Source organism: Chloroflexota bacterium, from assembly GCA_020850535.1.
Lineage (GTDB): Bacteria > Chloroflexota > UBA6077 > UBA6077 > JACCZL01 > JADZEM01.
In genome coordinates this window covers 41,861-58,820 of record JADZEM010000081.1, presented here as the reverse complement: position 1 = coordinate 58,820, position 16,960 = coordinate 41,861, and the positions used below count along the sequence as shown (strand labels likewise).

At 69.7% G+C, this 16,960-nt stretch carries 13 protein-coding genes and 1 pseudogene; 12 read left to right on the top strand and 2 right to left on the bottom strand.

The features are described 5' to 3' along the window. Nucleotides 1–181 precede the first annotated feature (181 nt). From IT306_12245 to IT306_12205, 9 genes and pseudogenes are all read left to right on the top strand, one after another. Nucleotides 182–907, top strand: a complete 726-nt coding sequence (locus IT306_12245) for an alanyl-tRNA editing protein (protein ID MCC7369189.1) — start codon at nucleotides 182–184, stop codon at nucleotides 905–907. Between the two features lie 2 nt (nucleotides 908–909). Then, on the top strand, nucleotides 910–1,578 hold the full coding sequence (locus IT306_12240) for a haloacid dehalogenase (GenBank protein MCC7369188.1): 669 nt from the start codon (nucleotides 910–912) through the stop codon (nucleotides 1,576–1,578). Between the two features lie 3 nt (nucleotides 1,579–1,581). Beyond that, entirely contained in the window at nucleotides 1,582–2,577 is a 996-nt protein-coding gene (locus IT306_12235; GenBank protein MCC7369187.1) for an oxidoreductase, read from the top strand. A 191-nt stretch (nucleotides 2,578–2,768) separates the two neighbouring features. Next, nucleotides 2,769–3,869 carry an AAA family ATPase gene (locus IT306_12230; GenBank protein MCC7369186.1) on the top strand — a complete coding sequence of 367 codons (1,101 nt, stop codon included), beginning with the start codon at nucleotides 2,769–2,771 and terminating at the stop codon, nucleotides 3,867–3,869. Between the two features lie 20 nt (nucleotides 3,870–3,889). Then, nucleotides 3,890–6,376 (top strand): hypothetical protein, encoded by a 2,487-nt coding sequence (locus tag IT306_12225; protein MCC7369185.1) that lies wholly within the window; start codon nucleotides 3,890–3,892, stop codon nucleotides 6,374–6,376. After that, the gene (locus tag IT306_12220; GenBank protein MCC7369184.1) at nucleotides 6,360–7,532 is read left to right on the top strand and encodes a VWA domain-containing protein; all 1,173 of its coding nucleotides are present in this window, start codon (nucleotides 6,360–6,362) and stop codon (nucleotides 7,530–7,532) included. The genes IT306_12225 and IT306_12220 overlap by 17 nt, the downstream gene beginning before the upstream one ends. Further along, a complete protein-coding gene (locus IT306_12215) occupies nucleotides 7,522–8,937 on the top strand; it encodes an SWIM zinc finger family protein (GenBank protein ID MCC7369183.1) in 1,416 nt (471 codons plus the stop codon). The genes IT306_12220 and IT306_12215 overlap by 11 nt, the downstream gene beginning before the upstream one ends. A 19-nt stretch (nucleotides 8,938–8,956) precedes the next feature. Then, nucleotides 8,957–9,946: a hypothetical protein gene (locus IT306_12210; GenBank protein MCC7369182.1), complete on the top strand. Its 990-nt coding sequence runs from the start codon at nucleotides 8,957–8,959 to the stop codon at nucleotides 9,944–9,946. Nucleotides 9,947–10,063: 117 nt separating this feature from the next. After that, nucleotides 10,064–12,136 (top strand): annotated as a pseudogene (locus IT306_12205) (hydantoinase/oxoprolinase family protein). A gap of 28 nt (nucleotides 12,137–12,164) precedes the next feature. Here the strand turns inward: IT306_12205 and IT306_12200 are convergent. Then, nucleotides 12,165–12,356 (bottom strand): hypothetical protein, encoded by a 192-nt coding sequence (locus IT306_12200; protein ID MCC7369181.1) that lies wholly within the window; start codon nucleotides 12,354–12,356, stop codon nucleotides 12,165–12,167. Between the two features lie 625 nt (nucleotides 12,357–12,981). Then, nucleotides 12,982–13,410 (bottom strand): hypothetical protein, encoded by a 429-nt coding sequence (locus tag IT306_12195; GenBank protein ID MCC7369180.1) that lies wholly within the window; start codon nucleotides 13,408–13,410, stop codon nucleotides 12,982–12,984. A 493-nt stretch (nucleotides 13,411–13,903) separates the two neighbouring features. On the opposite strand from IT306_12195, the gene IT306_12190 reads away from it, so the two are divergent. From IT306_12190 to IT306_12180, 3 genes are read left to right on the top strand one after another with little or no spacing between them, the layout of a single operon-like run. Further along, nucleotides 13,904–14,782 (top strand): AAA family ATPase, encoded by an 879-nt coding sequence (locus tag IT306_12190; protein MCC7369179.1) that lies wholly within the window; start codon nucleotides 13,904–13,906, stop codon nucleotides 14,780–14,782. Continuing rightward, nucleotides 14,763–15,722 (top strand): DUF58 domain-containing protein, encoded by a 960-nt coding sequence (locus IT306_12185; GenBank protein ID MCC7369178.1) that lies wholly within the window; start codon nucleotides 14,763–14,765, stop codon nucleotides 15,720–15,722. The genes IT306_12190 and IT306_12185 overlap by 20 nt, the downstream gene beginning before the upstream one ends. Before the next feature lie 42 nt (nucleotides 15,723–15,764). Next, the gene (locus tag IT306_12180; protein ID MCC7369177.1) at nucleotides 15,765–16,778 is read left to right on the top strand and encodes a VWA domain-containing protein; all 1,014 of its coding nucleotides are present in this window, start codon (nucleotides 15,765–15,767) and stop codon (nucleotides 16,776–16,778) included. Nucleotides 16,779–16,960 lie beyond the last annotated feature (182 nt).

Sequence of the window (16,960 nt, the reverse complement as noted above, 5' to 3'; positions counted from 1 at the left end):
GCCTCGAACAGCCCCCGCTGTGGCCCGCGCTTCCCCAGCATCCCTGCACCCCGACCCACCGGCTGCCTTCATCCTACCCGGCCGCCCCACCCTCCCGGTAGCCCCCCTTTCCGGCCGGGCTTCTAGACCGCCAGCGAGACCGCGCCGAATCGCTCTGGTACAATCGGTCGGCGGAGGGAAGATGACCGACCAGTTGTACCTCCGAGACGCCTACCTCAAGACGATGGATGCCGTCGTTCAGGAGATCCGCGACGGAGCGGTCGTGCTGGATCGCTCGGTCTTCTATGCCACGGGCGGCGGCCAGCCCCACGACACCGGCACGCTGACCTGGACGGACGCCTCCGGCGATGCCCAGACCTGCCGGGTGGTCGAGATCAAGAAGCAGGGCGCGGACCTGCTCCACAAGATCGATGGCGATGCGCCGCCCGTCGGCATGACGGTGTTCGGCGAGATCGATTGGGACCGCCGCTACGTCCTGATGCGGTATCACACGGCGCTGCACTCGGTGTCCGGCGTGATCTACCGGCTGTTCGGGTCGCTGGTGACCGGCGGTCAGATGTACACGGACCGCGCCCGGATGGACTTCGCCCTGGAAGACCTGTCGGCTGAGCGGCGGCAGGCCATCGTGGACGAGACGAACCGGCTGCTGGCCGAGGGCCATCCGATCCACGTCACGGTGCTTCCGCGTGAGGAGGCGTTTCAGATCCCTGACCTGATCCGCACCAACATCAACCTGCTGCCGCCCGCCATCCAGGACGTCCGCGTCGTCAACATCGAGGGCATCGACCAGCAGGCGGACGGCGGCACCCACGTCGCCAACACAGCCGAGGTCGGGCGCGTGCGGATCTCGAAGTTTGAGAACAAGGGCCGCATCAACAAGCGGCTCGAAATCGTGCTGGAGAGCTGACCATTCTCGAAGATATCGAACGCTGGGCACGGTCCGAGTTCGAGACCAAGAATGCCGCCCGTGAGCAGGCATTGGCCCACTCCCGCGAACTGACCCGAACCTGCGCCAACACGATTCGCGCCGTCCACCGCCGCGATTTCGAGCAGGCGCAGACGCTGCTGAACGCTGCCCGCACCCTCTCCGAGCGGCTGACGGCGGACCTTGCTCCCCACCCTGACCTGTTCTACACCGGCTACGTCCAGGACGCGCAGAAGGAGTTCGTCGAGGCGACGTACACGCTGGCGATGCTCAGCGGATCGGCCTTCCCCGAACCGCTGAGCCTCGGCGTGGCGGCCGCGCCGTTCCTGAACGGACTGGCGGAGACGGTCGGCGAGCTTCGCCGGTACGTCCTGGACAAGCTGCGGCGTGGAGAGCTTGGCGGGGCCGACGAGCTGCTCCAGACGATGGACGACATCTACAGCCTGCTGGTGACCATCGACTACCCTGACGCGCTGACCGGCGGCCTGCGGCGCACGACGGATTCGACGCGCGGCATCCTGGAGCGCACGCGCGGCGACCTGACGTTCGCGCTGCGGCAGCAGGAGCTGGAGAACTCGCTCGCTCGCGTCGAGCAGAGCATCCGGGGCGCGCCGCGGCAGGGTGGCCCGGCATCCGAGCCGTTAGAGAGGTAGCCCGTGCAGTCGTTCCGCGCGCTGGTCGTCGATAAGGCCGAGAACGGCGTCAGCCTGGCCGTCCGCGAGTGGTCGGCTGACCGCCTGATGCCCGGCGACGTGACGATTCGCGTCGAGTACTCGTCGATCAACTACAAGGATGGGCTGGCCGTTCGAGCCGATGGGCGGGTGGTCCGCGGCTACCCGCTGATCCCGGGCATCGACCTGGCCGGCGAGGTCATCGCCAGCAACGCTGACTCGGTGGCCGTGGGCAGCAAGGCGATCGTGCACGGGTACGATACCGGCGTCGCCCATCATGGCGGGCTGGCCGAGATCGCCCGAGTGCCGGCCGGCTGGGTCGTGCCGTTGCCGGCCGGGCTGACCACACGGCAGGCGATGGCGCTCGGCACGGCCGGCTTCACGGCGGCGCTGTCGGTGGCCCGGCTCGAAGCGGCCGGCCTGACCCCGGCGGCCGGACCGGTCATCGTGACGGGGGCGTCGGGCGGCGTCGGTTCGACCGCTATCGACATCCTGGCGGCGCGCGGCTACGCCGTGGCCGCCAGCACTGGCTCGGCCGATGCCCACGCCTTCCTGCGCGATCTCGGCGCGACCGAGATTCTGGGCCGCGCAGAGACCAGCGCTGAGAGCGGCCGGCCACTCGAGCGCAGTCGCTGGGCCGGCGCGGTTGACGCCGTGGGCGGCTCTACGCTCGCCTACCTGCTGCGGACCTTGCAGTACGGCGGCAGCATCGCCATCAGCGGCAATGCCGGCGGCGTGGAGTTCACCTCCACGGTGTTCCCGTTCATCCTTCGGGCCGTCAACGTCCTCGGCATCGACTCGGTGATGGTCCCGCTGCCCGCGCGGATCGCGCTGTGGGAGCGGCTGGCGACCGATCTACGGCCGCCCCACCTGGACTCGGCCATTGTGCGTGAGATCACGCTTGCGGAGGCGCCGTCGGTACTGGAGCGGATCGTCGGCGGGGGCATTCAGGGACGGACCGTGGTCCGCACATCTACCTGAAACGCGAGGAAGGCGCACAGAACCGTGACTGGTGCACGATCCCTCTCGTTTGCACGGGTAGCGAGGTCAGCCGCCACTGGAATGGTTGAGCGCGCCATTGCCGGCGCGGCAGACTGACTGGCGGGACGTCAGCACGCACGGAGGTGGCGGTGTCAGCAGCGGGGACAGCACCAGCGGGCAGTAACGGGGTTGTGCGGCAGCCGGCCGAGGTGCGGTGCGCCGCCGAGCTGGCGGCGCTCCAGTCAGCCGACCGTGGTGCGCGGCCGCCCGGGTGGCAGCTCTCGCCGCGAGCCGTCGAGACGTTCATCCTCGGCAGCCGCGAGGCCGTTCCTGGTCCCAACGGTCCCGTCCAGGTGCAGCCGAAGTTCGTCGGGGACCGGCGGCTGGTACAGGTGGCCATCGCGACGCTGGCTTCGGATCGGGCGCTGATGCTGGCCGGCGAGCCGGGAACGGCCAAGTCGTGGCTGTCAGAGCACCTGTCGGCGGCCATCTCGGGGACGTCGCAGCTCGTGGTGCAGGGCACGGCCGGCACCACTGAGGAGCAGGTCAAATACTCCTGGAACTACGCGCTCCTGATCGCCGAGGGGCCGACGCGTCGGGCGCTGGTGGAAAGTCCCGTGCTGCGCGGCATGCAGCAGGGGCAGGTCGTGCGGCTGGAGGAGCTGACGCGGTGCGCTGCCGAGGTGCAGGACGCCCTGATCTCGGTGCTGTCCGAGAAGCAGGTGGCGATTCCGGAGCTGCACGAGGTGGTGCCGGCCCGACGTGGGTTCGCCGCGATCGCCACGGCCAACACCCGCGACCGGGGCGTCAACGAGATGTCGTCGGCGCTAAAGCGGCGGTTCAACTTCGTGACCATCCCCGTCGTGGCGGACATCGAGCAAGAAGTGGCACTGGTCGAGCGGCGCAGCGGCGAGCTGCTGGCCGACCTTGGCGTGCCGGCCGCCGTGCCGCGCGATCTGATCCGCTTGCTGGCAACGGTGTTCTCGGAGCTGCGGCGCGGCCAGACGGTTGACGGCAAGGCGAAGGTCAAGTCGCCGTCAACGGTCCTCAGTACCGCCGAGCTGATCTCGGTGGTGGCGGACGGCGCGCTCGTCGGGTCATTCTTCGGAGTGGGCGGGCAGGGACAGCCAACGGTGCAGGACTGCGTCGGAGCGCTGGTCGGGACGGTCGCCAAGGAGAACCAGGCCGATCTCGCGGTGCTCCAGGAGTATCTGGAGACGGTGGCGAAGACGCGATCCGAGCGGCTCTGGCGCGACCTGTACGCGGCCGGCCACGATCTGCTCGGCCGGTAGCGGCAACGAGAGGCCGGCCCGTGCTGATCGTCCCGATCCGCCACCACTCGCCAGCGGCTGCCCTGCATGTCGGACGGCTGATCCGCGAGCGGCGTCCGCGCGTCGTGCTGATCGAGGGTCCGTCCGACGCGACCGACCTGATCGAGCAGTTGACAGACCCCGCCACGCGGCCACCGGTCGCGGTGTACGCCTACCAGCGGCAGGGCGAGGACGTGCGGGCGGCCTACTACCCGTTCTGCGCGTACTCGCCGGAATACGTAGCGATGACCGCCGGCCGCGAGGTCGGCGCCGAGGTGCGCTTCTGCGATCTGCCAACCAGTGTGACGCTGGCGTGGCAGGTGGAAGAGGCGGTCGTTACCGAGACGGCAGACGATGGCGAGACAGCCGGGCGCAGCGCGGACAGCCTCACCCCGCGGCCCCCGACGAACCTCACCCCCCAACCCGTTGCGCGGCGCGACCATCGGCTTCGCCGACATCATCCCCGGCGCGGAGAGGGGGAGGATGCACCCCTGAACGTTGGCTACGCCGAGTACATGGCGGCCCTGGCCGAGGCGGCCGGCTTTGGCTCGTTCGAGGCGTTCTGGGAAGCGGGCTTCGAGCAGGAGGCCGGCAGCGGTCACTCTGCGCGTTATGTCGAGCTGATGACGGCGTTCGGAGCGCAGGCCCGCGAGCTTCTGAGCGGGCGAGATCGCGGATACGACGACGCGCGCGAACGGGCGATGGCTGCAGCCGCTTCCGCGTCGCTGAGCCGAGGCATTGCCGACGCGGACATCCTGCTGGTGTGTGGCGCAGCGCACGCCGGCCCCATCGCCGCTGCCTATGCGTCCCCCGATCCCGTTTTGCCGCCCGATGCGGGTGAGCTGTCGGCGGCCCTGCCCTCCCCGGAGCCCGCAGCCGAACACCCAGAACCCACGGCGGCCCAGCTTGCCCTGATCCCCTACTCGTATCCGCGTCTCAGCGAGCAGGCCGGGTACGGCGCTGGCAACCGCGCGCCCTGGTACTACCAGCAGGTCTGGGAACGAAACGGCGACTATGCCGCCGCCACCCGGAGCGGGCTGGTCGTGCTCGCGCGGCATTTACGGCGGCGGGGTCATGGCGCATCGGTCGCCCAGGCCATCGACGCGCAGACGCTGGCGGCAACGCTGGCCGCGATGCGGGACAAGCAGGCCCCCGGCGTCGACGAGCTGGTGGACGCGGCCATCGCCTGTTTCGGCCAGGGGCACGGCGACGTGGTCTCCACGGCGATCCAGGGTGTGCTGATCGGGGACGCCGTCGGGCGGGTCACCGGGCGGGCCGGCCGAACGCCACTCCAGGACGAGTTCTACGCGACGGTGGACCGTCTGCGGCTCCCGCTTCAGGACACGCCAAAGATCGTGCTGGTCCACCTGGCCGGGAACGCTGCCGAGGCCGAGCAGTCGGTGCTGTTTCACCGCCTGCGCGCGCTGGGCGTGCCGTTCGCGTCGGAGCAGGCCAGCGGGCTGGGTGGGCAGTTGGCGAGGGGACCGCTCGAACAGCTCGGGCGGGTCCGCGAGCGCTGGGAGGTCCAGTGGAGCCCGGCCACGGACGGTCGGCTCATCGAGCGGACGGCCTGGGGCAGCACGCTGGCCGAGGCGACGGGGCGCGTCCTGCGCGAGCGCCTGGACGGCGCGCAGCGCGTGGACAGCGGCACCGAGGCGCTGTTGCAGATGGCGCTGTGCGACCTGGCCGAGAGCCCGGCGTTCGGCGCGGCGCTGGCCCGCTGCGAGTCGCTGGCGGCGGACAGCGGCAGCTTTCCGGCGCTGGCGCGGGCGACGTACCACCTGGACGGCCTGCTGGCCTACGGTGCCGCGCGCAAGCTGCCGTCCGCGCGACTTCTCGACCTCGCACGGCGGCTGTTCGCGCGAGCGGTGCTGCACCTGCCGGCCGCGACCGTCTGCGCCGACGAAGCGGCAGACGAGGTTCGCACGACCCTGGTAGCCCTGCACGAGCTGGTGCAGCGTCGCTCTAACGTAGTCGCAGGCGAGCTTGACGCGTTCTGGGAGGCCATCGCCTCGGTTGCCGAGCGCCCGGCCAGCAACCCGATGCTGCGCGGCCTGGCGCTGGTGCTGCTGGAGCTTGGCGGTCGGCTCGCCGACGGCGACCTGACCGCCCGGCTGCGCTACTGGCTGTCCTCCGTCACGGACGCCGTCGACAACGCACGTCTGGTGTCGGGCCTGTTCGTGCTGCACCGGGCGACGCTGGTGCGAAATCGGGCGCTCGTCGGCGCGGTGACGGAGTTCCTGGCCGGCCTCGAGCTGGAGCAGTTGACCCCCTTGCTGCCGGTGCTTCGGCGCAGCCTCGGCAACCTGAGCGGCCCGGAGCGCGTCTACCTCTCGGAGACGCTGGGGGCGCTCCTCGGGCTGAGCGCCACGACGGCGGGGCGCGCGCTTCAGGTGACCTCCACCGACCGGGCGTGGTTGGAGGAGGCCGACCGGGCCGTCGCAGCCACGCTCCAGGACTGGAAGGATCGGTATGGCATCGGCGCCTGACGACGCGGCCCAACGGACGCTCTTGCGCTGGCGGCTGGTGCTCGGGCCTGAGCAGTCGCGGCAGCAGGCCGGCGGCATCTGGGCCGAGGCCGAGCAGGCCGTGCAGTCCGAGTCCGGGCTGGGCGAGGTTGACCGTGCCCTGGACTTCCTCTACGGCGACGGCGGCCAGCGGGGCGGCTCGGAGGCCAGCAGCCCCTACGTCGCAAGCTGGCTGGGCGACATTCGGCGCTACTTCTCGCGGGACGTGGTGGCGTTCATGGAGAAGGACGCCATCGAGCGGAGAGGCTTGCGCCAGTTGCTGCTCGAACCGGAAGCGCTCCAGTCGCTGCAGAAGGATGTCGGGCTGGTCGCGACGATCCTGGCGTTCAAGCACCTGATGCCCGAGCAAACGCGTGAGACGGCCCGACAGGTCGTCCGCGAGATCGTGGACGACCTCCGCAAGCGGCTGGAGAACGAGACCCGGCAGGCGCTGCTCGGGGCGATGCGGCGCGACCGGCACAGTCCGCTGCGCGTGGCACGCAATCTCGACCTGAAGCGGACGGTCCGCGAGGGACTTCGCAACTATCAGCCGTCGCTCAGGAAGATCGTGCCGGAGCGCGTCCACTTCTTCGCCAATCAGCAGCGCTTCCACGAGTGGCGCGTCATCATCCTGGTGGACCAGAGCGGATCGATGGGCGAGTCGGTCGTGTACTCGTCCATCGTGGCGGCGGTCTTCGCATCGCTGCCGGCGCTGGACACCCGCCTCGTCTTCTTCGACACGGCCGTCGCCGACGTCACCGATCAACTGTCGGACCCCGTCGAGATGCTGTTCGGCGTGCAGCTCGGCGGCGGCACCGACATCGCGCGGGCTGTCCAGTACGGGGCGTCGCTGGTGACCCAGCCGGAGAAGACCCTGCTGCTGCTCATCACGGACCTGATCGAGGGCGGCAGCCGCGAGAACCTCCTGGCGGGGCTGGGCGCTCTGAAGGAGTCGCGGGCGCACGTGTTGTGCGTGCTGGCGCTCAACGACAAGGGCACGGCATCGTTCGACGCAGATATGGCGCGCAAAGTCGCGGCGCTCGACATCCCGACCTTCGCCGCCACGCCAGGCAAGCTGGTGGATGCCGTCGAACGGGCGCTGCGGGGCGACGGGCGGGGGGCAGACGATGTCGTTTGACCCGGCCACGCTGCCGCAACTGACCAGCCTCGGCCAGCGACTCCAGAAACTGGCCGGCGACTCCGCGTACAAGGCCGGTCGTGACTACCTTCGCAAGGGCCATGTCAAGGATGGGTCCGTCGCGCCGGGCGTCGAGGAGCCGGCCGCGTTCGCCCTGGTGTCCGGCTCGACGGACTACCGGGTCTCAGTGCGCCTGCCCGCCGCCGATGAGGCCAGGGTGACCTGTACCTGTCCGGCCCATCGGCGCAACAAATTCTGCAAGCACGTGGTGGCCGTCTGCGCGGCGCTGCTGGAACAGCCGGCCGCCTTCTCGGTGCTGGACTCGCTGCCGGAGCCGCCTGCGCCGGCGGCCAGGAAGAAGACCAGTCGTGCGGGCGGTGCATCGAAGACGAAGGTCGAGCCGGCCGCGCAGCGCGCAGCCGGACTCGACGTCCTGGACCGCCTGCTGCTGGAGCTGACCGACGGCGGCCTGATGGCGCTCGGCGCGGAGAAGTCGCAGTTGATCGCGCAGTGCGGCGAGCTGGTGCGCGCGCTCAAGCTGCGGCGGCTCGGCAACCTGTTGATGCAGCTCCAACGGGCCGTGGCCGACTCGCAGGGCATCGATGCCGCCACCTTCACCAGCCTGCTGCTCGACCTGTACCGCTGTCGCACCGCGACCGGCGCGATGCTCGACGGCAGCGTCGCGCTCGATCCGCGCCTCGCCGAGGACCTGCTCGGGAAGACCTGGCGCGCGGAGGAGCTGGAGCCGGTCGCCGACCTGGAGCTGGTGCAGGTGGCAACGACGCAGGAGAGCGACGGCGAGTTCCTGGTCGCGACCTCGTACCTGGCGGACCTCGCGTCCCTGACGATCTACGTCGACCGCGTGATCGCGCCGCGCCGCCTGCGCGGAACTGAGCCGCCGAACCATCGGCTGCGGCTGCTGGTCCGCTCGGCCGGCCTCTACCCGGGCCTGGCACCACGACGGATCAAGCTCGCGCAGTATGAGCGCGCCACACTGCGGAGCGAGCACCTGGACCGACTGGTTCAGGGGGCGGCCTCCGATGTGACCGAGATCCAGCGAAGGCTCATCGAGCGGGCGGCATCCCCATTCGGGCAACCCGAGGCAGCGGTCCTGTTCCGTCCGTCGGCGCTGCTGACCGCGCCGGAGGGCACACCTGGTCTCGCGACCACCCGCGCCGGGGCGCCGGCCGGCGCTCTCGACAGGAGCGGACAGTTTCTGGCGCTGGACTGGAGCGCACTCGCCGTGGCCGGACTTGAGTTGGCCCCGCCGCCGGACGACCCGTTCGCCCTGTTTGGCATCGTGACGCCGACGGCGTTCGGACCGCGCCTGCGCCCGCTCTCGGTGGTCGGGATGACCCCGCGCTCGACGGGGCGCGGCAGCTACGGTCGGATCTTCCCCGGATGAATGTGTTGAGGCGCAGGACATGATCGACAGCGAGGCTGCCCGTGGCCTCACCGCCCAGTTGCTCCAGGTTGAGGAGCGCGTACAGCGGCTCCTGACCTCCGGCTGGCGGCAGGCGTCGGCCGAAGCCGACGAGTTCTGCCGGCTGGCCGAGGGGCTCGCCGAGGTCGGCCTGCCGGCCGTCGCAGCACATGTGGCCGCTGTCGCCGATGCGCCCGACGCCGCCACCGGTCTGCGCGCCCTGGCGCTGGCCGAAAGCGCCTGCCGGCTGCTCCGATTGCGCCTGCTGGCGCAGCAGCCGCCTGATGGATGGACGGCGGTCAAGCCGCCTCGACGACGCCAGCGCACGGCTCAGGACACGCTCATCCCGCTGGCGAGACTGGAGCTTGAAGAACGCGAAGTCTGGGCCTGCTCGTGGGGAGTACGCTACCAGGTCGTGCTGCTGGAGCCGCCCCTCGCTCCTCCCGAGCGGCCGGTCGTTGAGGAGCAGTCGACCGGTTTTCTGGGACGGATCAAGCAGCGGCTGACCGGCCAGCCGGCCGACGCAGCCCCTGGCTCCGTCTGGATGCACTGGCAGCTGCGAGGTGCATTGAGCTGGGTCGGCCGCTACCCACTCGGTGCGAGCGGCGAGACCGCGCTCTGCGCCATGGACGAAGCCCAGTGGATCGAGAAGCCCGACTCCTCCGAGGCGAGCCAGTTCCAACAGTTCAGGATGACGCTCGCCGTAGACAACCTCAAGCGCGAGACGCCGGTGGTATGGTGGGGTTCCGGCCTGCACGTCGTGCCGGCTGATGCGAAGGAGCTGACAGGCTCCACCTGGATCGATCCATCGGCTCGGGCCGCCTTCGACGCCTACCGGTTCGGGCCGGCCTGGGTGCTTGCCTGGAGTGGCCCGGCCGGGCAGTTCCTGACGCCGCTCGCCATGCTGGAGCCGGGCAAGCTCAATCGGCCAGCCCGGATCGTCCACCTGTTGCCGGGACTGCCCTGGGATCCAGTCTCACCGCTGCCCTGACGCAGCCTTCCTGACACCGATCGCGCGCCGGAGGACGCGCCGATTGCTGTAGCATGTCGGCGCACATCCCGGAGGAGCGACCAGCCAGTGAGTGACACCAGGCCCGACGCCACCTACCGAGTCGGCGTCGACATCGGGGGCACGTTCACCGACCTGATCCTCGTCGAGACGGCGACCGGCGCGATGTCTGTCGGCAAGTCGCTGACCACGCCATCTGACCCGTCTGAAGCCGTCGAGACGGTGCTTCGCGATGCGCTGACACGCTCAGGCGTCGAGGCTGCTCGGGTCGAGAACATCATTCACGGCACGACGCTCGTCACCAACAGCCTGATCGAGCGCAAAGGCTCGAAGACGGCGCTGCTGACGACGAAGGGCTTTCGGGACGCCGTCGAGATCGGTCGTGAGCACCGCTACGACCTGTACGACGTGTTCCTGGAGATGCCGACGCCGCTGGTCCCGCGCTACTTGCGGCTGGAGGTTGACGAGCGGGTGCTGGCGAGCGGCGAGGTCGTCAAAGCCCCTGATCTCGAAGACCTGGAGCCACTCGTACGGGAGATGCAGGAGAAGGGCATCGAGGCCATCGCCGTCTCGCTGCTCCACAGCTACGCCAACCCGACCCACGAGCGCCAGGTGGCCGACCTGATCGCGAAAGTCGCGCCCGAGATCCGCGTGTCGATCTCGTCTGACGTGGTCCCCGAGATCCGCGAGTACGAGCGGACCAGCACCACTTGCGCGAACGTCTACGTCCAGGCCCGGGTGGACAGGTACTTGCGCGAGCTGGAGAGCCGCCTGCGAACGCTCGGGTTCGGCGGGCAGTTGTTCGTGATGCTGTCGAGTGGCGGCATCGGCACCATCGAGACGGCGACCCGCTTTCCGATTCGGCTGCTGGAGTCTGGTCCGGCCGCCGGCGCGCTGGCGACAGCGTATTTCGGGCAGCGGATCGGCGCGGCCGACCTGATGTCGTTCGACATGGGCGGCACCACAGCCAAGCTCTGCGTCATCGAGAAGGGACAGCCGCTGACGGCCAACGACTTCGAGGTTGACCGGAAGTACCGCTTCAAGAAGGGCAGCGGTCTGCCGGTCAAGACCCCCGTCATCGAGATGATCGAGATCGGGGCGGGCGGCGGCAGCATCGCGCGGATCGACTCGCTCGGGTTGCTGAAGGTCGGCCCTGACAGCGCCGGGGCCGAGCCCGGGCCGGTCTGCTACGGTCGCGGCGGCACGGAGCCGACCGTCACCGACGCTGACTTGATCCTCGGCTACCTCGATCCCGCCTTCTTCCTCGGCGGTCGTATGCAGCTCGACCTCGCCGCGACCGAGCGCGCGATCAAGGAGAAGATCGCCGACCCACTCGGGATCAGCGTGCCGGAGGCCGCCTGGGGAATCCACCAGGTCGTCAACGAGAGCATGGCGAACGCCGCCCGCGTCCACGCCATTGAGCGCGGAAAGGACGCGCGCTCGTTCCCGGTCTTTGCGTTCGGCGGGGCCGGGCCGGTCCATGCCTACCGGGTGGCCGAGGCGCTGCACGCCCCGTCGATGATCTCGCCATACGCGGCGGGGGTTACGTCGACCGTTGGATTCCTGTCTGCCCCGCTGGCGTTCGATTTCGTGCGGACGTCGTACGGTCGCCTGGACGAGCTGGACTGGTCGGCGGTCAACAGCATCTACACGGAGATGGAGACCAGCGGGCGGGACATCCTGCTCGCCTCGGGCGTCGCCGCGAGCGAGATCGAGTACATCCGCTCGGCGGACGTGCGGTACGTCGGGCAAGGGTACGAGGTGCGAGTGCCGCTGCTCGCCGGTGCGCTGGGCGCAGACTCGCTGCCGGCGGTGGTCGAAGCGTTCGAGTCGGTCTACAAGCAGCTCTACGGGCGGATCGGACCGAACGTCGGCCTTGAGGTGATCTCCTGGCGGCTGGTCGTCTCTGGCCCGCGCCCGGATCTGCGCCTCAGGGCTGAAGGGCCGGAGTCAGGCACCGCCGAGCAGGCGCTCAAGGGGTCGCGGCGCGTCTACCACCCCGAGTGGCGCGAGTATCGCGAGTCGCCGGTCTACGACCGCTACAGGCTCGCCCCGGGGACGACCTTTGACGGACCGGCCATCGTCGAGGAGCGCGAGTCCACGGTGGTCATCGGGCCTGGCGCTCGCTGCGCAATCGACGCCCTCCGCAACCTGCGCGTCGACTTCGCCTGATCTGAATAGACGGCACGCAATGCTCGCGTCACGGACCGACGGGGCCGTCGTCTTGGTGAGTTTCGATGTCTCCGGCCGCCAGCACCTCATGCCAGGATGCAGCGATCATAAGGACGTCAAACATCCGATGAAACGCGTCGATGTCTGAGAGACGCATCAGTGCAGCAACGGCATGGGACGGCGGCACGTCGAGCCGGGTCTGGCCCGATATGAACAGCATCGCGCGAGCCTCCGACACGTCCATCAAGCACGCCCGCTTCGTACTGCCCTCGTGTAGACCCCGCGGCGCAGCCTTCCTCAAAATCGCGCGGAACACGGAGGACTCTCGCATCCAGGGCTCAATACCCCGTCTCATCGTGGTCCGACCACTCCCCATGTGTTCTAACGGCGGAACTGCTCCAGGGCGATTGCCTGTTCATTGGTGTCCCCGAAGCATCATGGAGCGGGCGGTCGGGGACTGAAGTCCCCGCCTACAGTCACGCCGTCGCTGCGCGACGACCGTCGGGAACGGCAGGCACTGGTGCGACTGGAGCGTCGCGCAGCGACTGCAGGATCGTAGGCGGGGCTTTCAAGCCCCGACGCGGCGGCACGACGACATCAACATGCGATTGCCCTGGCTCCCCCAGGGCGATTGCCTGTTCGTTGGTGTACCCGAAGCATCATGGAACGGGCGGTCGGGGGTTGAAACCCCCGCCTACACGCATTCAGTCGCTGCGCGACGGCCGCCGGGAACGGCAGGCACTGGTGCGACTGGAGCGTCGCGCAGCGACTGCAGGATCGTAGGCGGGGCTTTCAAGCCCCGACGACGCTGCACGACCCGCCCAACGTGCAATCGCCCGGACGAATCAGTGCTTCTTCTTACCGTCGTCGGATGGCGCGGTGTAGTGCTCGCTGACGCTCAGTTCGGTAGCTTCAAAGAGCACTTCGCTCTGCTTCTCGCCTTTGGCCTGGATGTAATCCCCCAGTCGGACGCCGTTGATGGCGATCTCGTCAGTCTTGAGCACGCGGATGACGGTCAGGCCATCCACGCTCCCAAGCACGAGCTCCGGCGGATCCTTGAGCGTGTCGATCTCCAGCACCTGTCCGTTCAGGGTGTGATCCTCGTCGTCGTCGCTACCCTGGTTCTTCCGATCCTTGTTGTCGCGGTCCTTGCCCTGCGCCGGCGCCGCTTCGACCACACTGATCGCTGACGGTGAGAACGCAGCGGGCACGATGGCCCCGCTCTCTACCACGATAGCGATCATGAGGGCCGCGCACAGGCGTCGAACGAGCATTCCTCCTGGCATGGGGCCTCCGATTCGGGCGACATCGCCCGGCTGCAGCGAGTATCCAGGCCAGCATCCGCGGGCCGCATGAACGCGCAGTGAAAGGGCCATGAAGAACCGACGAACGTTTCGTCGCAAGTGAGGTTGGCTCGGCAGAACTGCTGTCACGCCTCACCTGACATCTTGATCCGGTCCTCACCTGGGCCTCATCTGGCCCTGAAGCCGGCTCCGTACAGTCTTTGACTGAGGGGGCGTGGCCCGAACGCGAGCAGCCAACGGGCAGCCTGCGGGCGTGTGCCGTGCGTCCCCGCCGTTCGGTCATGGATGGAGGACGCGCGTGACTGATGCACTCCCCGGCCGCCCAGCGAACGACGACACCCTGGATGCCCTGTCCGTCGGCTCACTGGCTGAGCACATCGTCTTCGAGGTCCGACGGCTGATCGTCGGGCAGGATCACCTGTTGGAGCGGCTGCTGGTAGCCTTGCTGGCGCGCGGCCACATCATGCTGGAAGGCGTCCCCGGCCTCGCCAAGACCGCCACCATCAAGGCGCTGGCCGACACCGTTGGCGGGACGTTCGGACGGGTCCAGTTCACCCCCGATCTGCTGCCTTCGGACCTGGTCGGCAGCCGCGTCTACAACCCCCGCACCGGCGATCTGAGCACCGAGGTCGGGCCGGTCTTCGCCAACCTGCTGCTGGCAGACGAGATCAATCGCGCGCCCGCCAAGGTCCAGTCCGCGCTGCTGGAGGTGATGCAAGAGCGGCAAGTCACCATCGGCGGGCAGACCTACGCCGTACCAGACCCGTTCCTGGTCATGGCGACGCAGAACCCCATCGAGTCGGATGGGACCTATCCACTGCCCGAGGCCCAGCTCGACCGCTTCATGTTCAAGGTGCTGGTGGACTACCCCTCCTACGAAGACGAGATCACCGTCGTCGAGCGGATGATCGGCCCCAGGATCACCCTCCGGCCGCGCGTCACGCTGGAGCGGCTGCGCTGGCTCCAGCAGGCGATCGAGGCCGTCTACGTCGACCCCCGCGTGACGGCCTACGCGGCACGGCTGGTCACCGCCACCCGTGCGCTGGGGCAGCACGGGCTGCCCCAGTACGCGACGGCCGTCCAGTTTGGCGGCAGCCCGCGCGCCTCGATCAACCTCGTGCTGGGGGCGCGGGCGCTGGCCCTGTTGCGCGGACGGGACTATGCCCTGCCGCGTGACGTGGCCGAGCTTGCGCCGGACGTGCTCCGGCACCGCCTGATCCTCAGCTACGAGGGCATCGCGGAGGGCGTGACGCCGGATGCCGTCGTTCAAGCGCTGCTCGGGCGGTTCCCGCCGCCGCGCCTGGAGCTGGGAGGGAGCGAGCATGATCGGGACGTGGCGTAAGCGGCGCGGGCCCGAGCCGCCGGCCCCCGAGCGGCAAGAACCCATCGCGCAGGTGCTGCGGCGGCTGGAGTGGACGGTGCTCCGTCCGCTGGCGTTGCGGCCGGGCGGGGACCGGCGCTCGGCGCAGCGCGGCAGCGGCCTCGACCTGGCCGAGATCCGCGAGTACCAGCCCGGGGACGACGTGCGCTTCCTGGACTGGGCGGCGATGGCGCGGACAGGTGTGCCGCACGTTCGCCAGACCTACGCCGAGCGCGCGCTGGACGCCTGGCTGCTGATCGACGTCAGCCCGTCGATTGACTGGGGCACGGCGCGGCGCACCAAGCGCAGCCAGACCGAGGAGCTGGCGGCGGCGATCACCCAGGTACTCGGCCGGCACAACACCCGGGTCGGCGCGATCCTCTTCGCCGAGCGCCCCGTCGAGGTGCTGCCGCCGGCCACCGGCCGCCACCACCTGCTGCGCCTGCTGGCTCGCCTCCGCGAGACGCCACGGCGAGCCGAGCGCGGCGCGACTGACCTGGAGGCGGCGCTCGACCTCGCGCGGACGGTCATTCGGCGGCCGTCCGTGGTGGTGCTCCTCTCCGACTTCCTGGTCTCTGATGGGTGGTCGGCGGCGCTCGGGAGGCTGGCGCAGCGACACGAGGTGGTCGGGCTGCGGCTGACGGACCCCCGAGAAGCATCGCTGCCCGACGTCGGCATCGTGACCCTGGAAGACCCCGAGACCGGCGAACAATTGCTGGTCGATACGGCAGACCGCCGCCTGCGCGAGCGGTTCCAGGCCGCCGCCCTGGCCCAGGCCGCCGAGATCGACCGGCGATTGACGATCAGCAGTGTGCGGCGGGTCATCGCCAGCACCGACGCCGACTTGCTCCCGACCCTGCTGGACCTGCTCGACCGGCGACGGCTGGATGCCCGCCGGCGTGCAGGAATCATCGCCCGCTGACCACGCCGCTTCCCTGTCCCTGTCCCATTTTGGAGAGCCCCCATGACCTTCGAGTGGCCGCTGCTGCTCTGGAGTCTCGTCCTCCTCCCGATCCTGTTCGGGTTCTACCTGCTGGCCCAGCGGCGACGCCGGGCCTACGCCCTGCGGTTCACCAACCTGGCGCTGCTCAAGGAGGTCGTTGGGCGGCGGCCGGGCCTGCGCCGACACCTCCCGCCGCTGCTGTTCCTGCTCGGGTTGGGGGCGCTGCTGGTGAGCCTCGCCCGCCCGAGCGCCGTCATCGCCGTCCCGCGTGACGAGGCGTCCATCGTCCTGGTGCTCGACGTGTCCGGCTCGATGGCCGCCTCCGACCTGAAGCCAACCCGCATCGAGGCCGCGCGGCAGGCGGCGCTCTCGTTCATTCAAGCCCTGCCGGCCAACACGAAGGTCGGGCTGGTCAGCTTCTCGAATCGTGCCCAGGTGGTCGCGCCGCTGACGCGGGACCATACGGCGGTCCTGGCGGCCCTGCGAACGCTCCAGGCCGAGGGCGGGACGGCCATCGGCGATGGGCTGGCGCTCGGCCTGGAGGTGCTCCGGCGCGGGCAAACCGAGGGCGCTGGCGGCCAGCAGCCCGGCGCGCAGTCCGGCAGCCAGCAGGCTGGCTCCCAGGCTGGCAACGCCGCCGCGAACGAGCCGCTGGTCGGCACGGTCATCCTGCTCTCAGATGGGGCGACCTCGGCCGGGCAGCCGCCAGCCCAGGCGGCCTCACGGGCGGCCCAGGCCGGCGTGACCGTCCACACCGTCGGCATGGGGCAGCGGAACTCGAACGTCCGCGTGCGCGGCGGCACCCCGGCTGACCTCGACGAGCGCAGCTTGCAGGAGATCGCCCGGACGACGGGTGGTGAGTACTTCTACGCGGCGCAGTCGGCGGACCTGGAGCGCATCTACTCCAGCATCAGCACGCAGGTTAGCTGGAACGAGGAGAAGACCGAGGTGACGGCCCTCATGAGCGCGGCCGGGACGCTGCTGATGGTGGCGGCCGGGCTGTTCAGCCTGCGCTGGCTGCACGGCCTGCCCTGACGGCCGGCACAGGCATCACTGACCACCGGCACGGGAACGCCCTCACCGCCCAGGGCGATTGCACATTCGTTGATGTTCCCGCAACGCCGTGAAACGCGCCGTCGGGGGGTGAAACCCCCGCCTACACTCACTCCGTCGTGCGCGACGGACGCCGGGAGCAGCGGCAACAGGTGAGCCAGGAG

Bases quoted from the DNA above. Each gene is read 5' to 3' on its own strand.
- IT306_12245 (MCC7369189.1), top strand. From the start codon at position 182: ATGACCGACCAGTTGTACCTCCGAGACGCCTACCTCAAGACGATGGAT.
- IT306_12220 (MCC7369184.1), top strand. From the start codon at position 6,360: ATGGCATCGGCGCCTGACGACGCGGCCCAACGGACGCTCTTGCGCTGG.
- IT306_12215 (MCC7369183.1), top strand. From the start codon at position 7,522: ATGTCGTTTGACCCGGCCACGCTGCCGCAACTGACCAGCCTCGGCCAG.
- IT306_12210 (MCC7369182.1), top strand. From the start codon at position 8,957: ATGATCGACAGCGAGGCTGCCCGTGGCCTCACCGCCCAGTTGCTCCAG.
- IT306_12200 (MCC7369181.1), bottom strand. From the start codon at position 12,356: ATGCTGTTCATATCGGGCCAGACCCGGCTCGACGTGCCGCCGTCCCAT.
- IT306_12195 (MCC7369180.1), bottom strand. From the start codon at position 13,410: ATGCTCGTTCGACGCCTGTGCGCGGCCCTCATGATCGCTATCGTGGTA.
- IT306_12190 (MCC7369179.1), top strand. From the start codon at position 13,904: ATGCTGGAAGGCGTCCCCGGCCTCGCCAAGACCGCCACCATCAAGGCG.
- IT306_12185 (MCC7369178.1), top strand. From the start codon at position 14,763: ATGATCGGGACGTGGCGTAAGCGGCGCGGGCCCGAGCCGCCGGCCCCC.
- IT306_12180 (MCC7369177.1), top strand. From the start codon at position 15,765: ATGACCTTCGAGTGGCCGCTGCTGCTCTGGAGTCTCGTCCTCCTCCCG.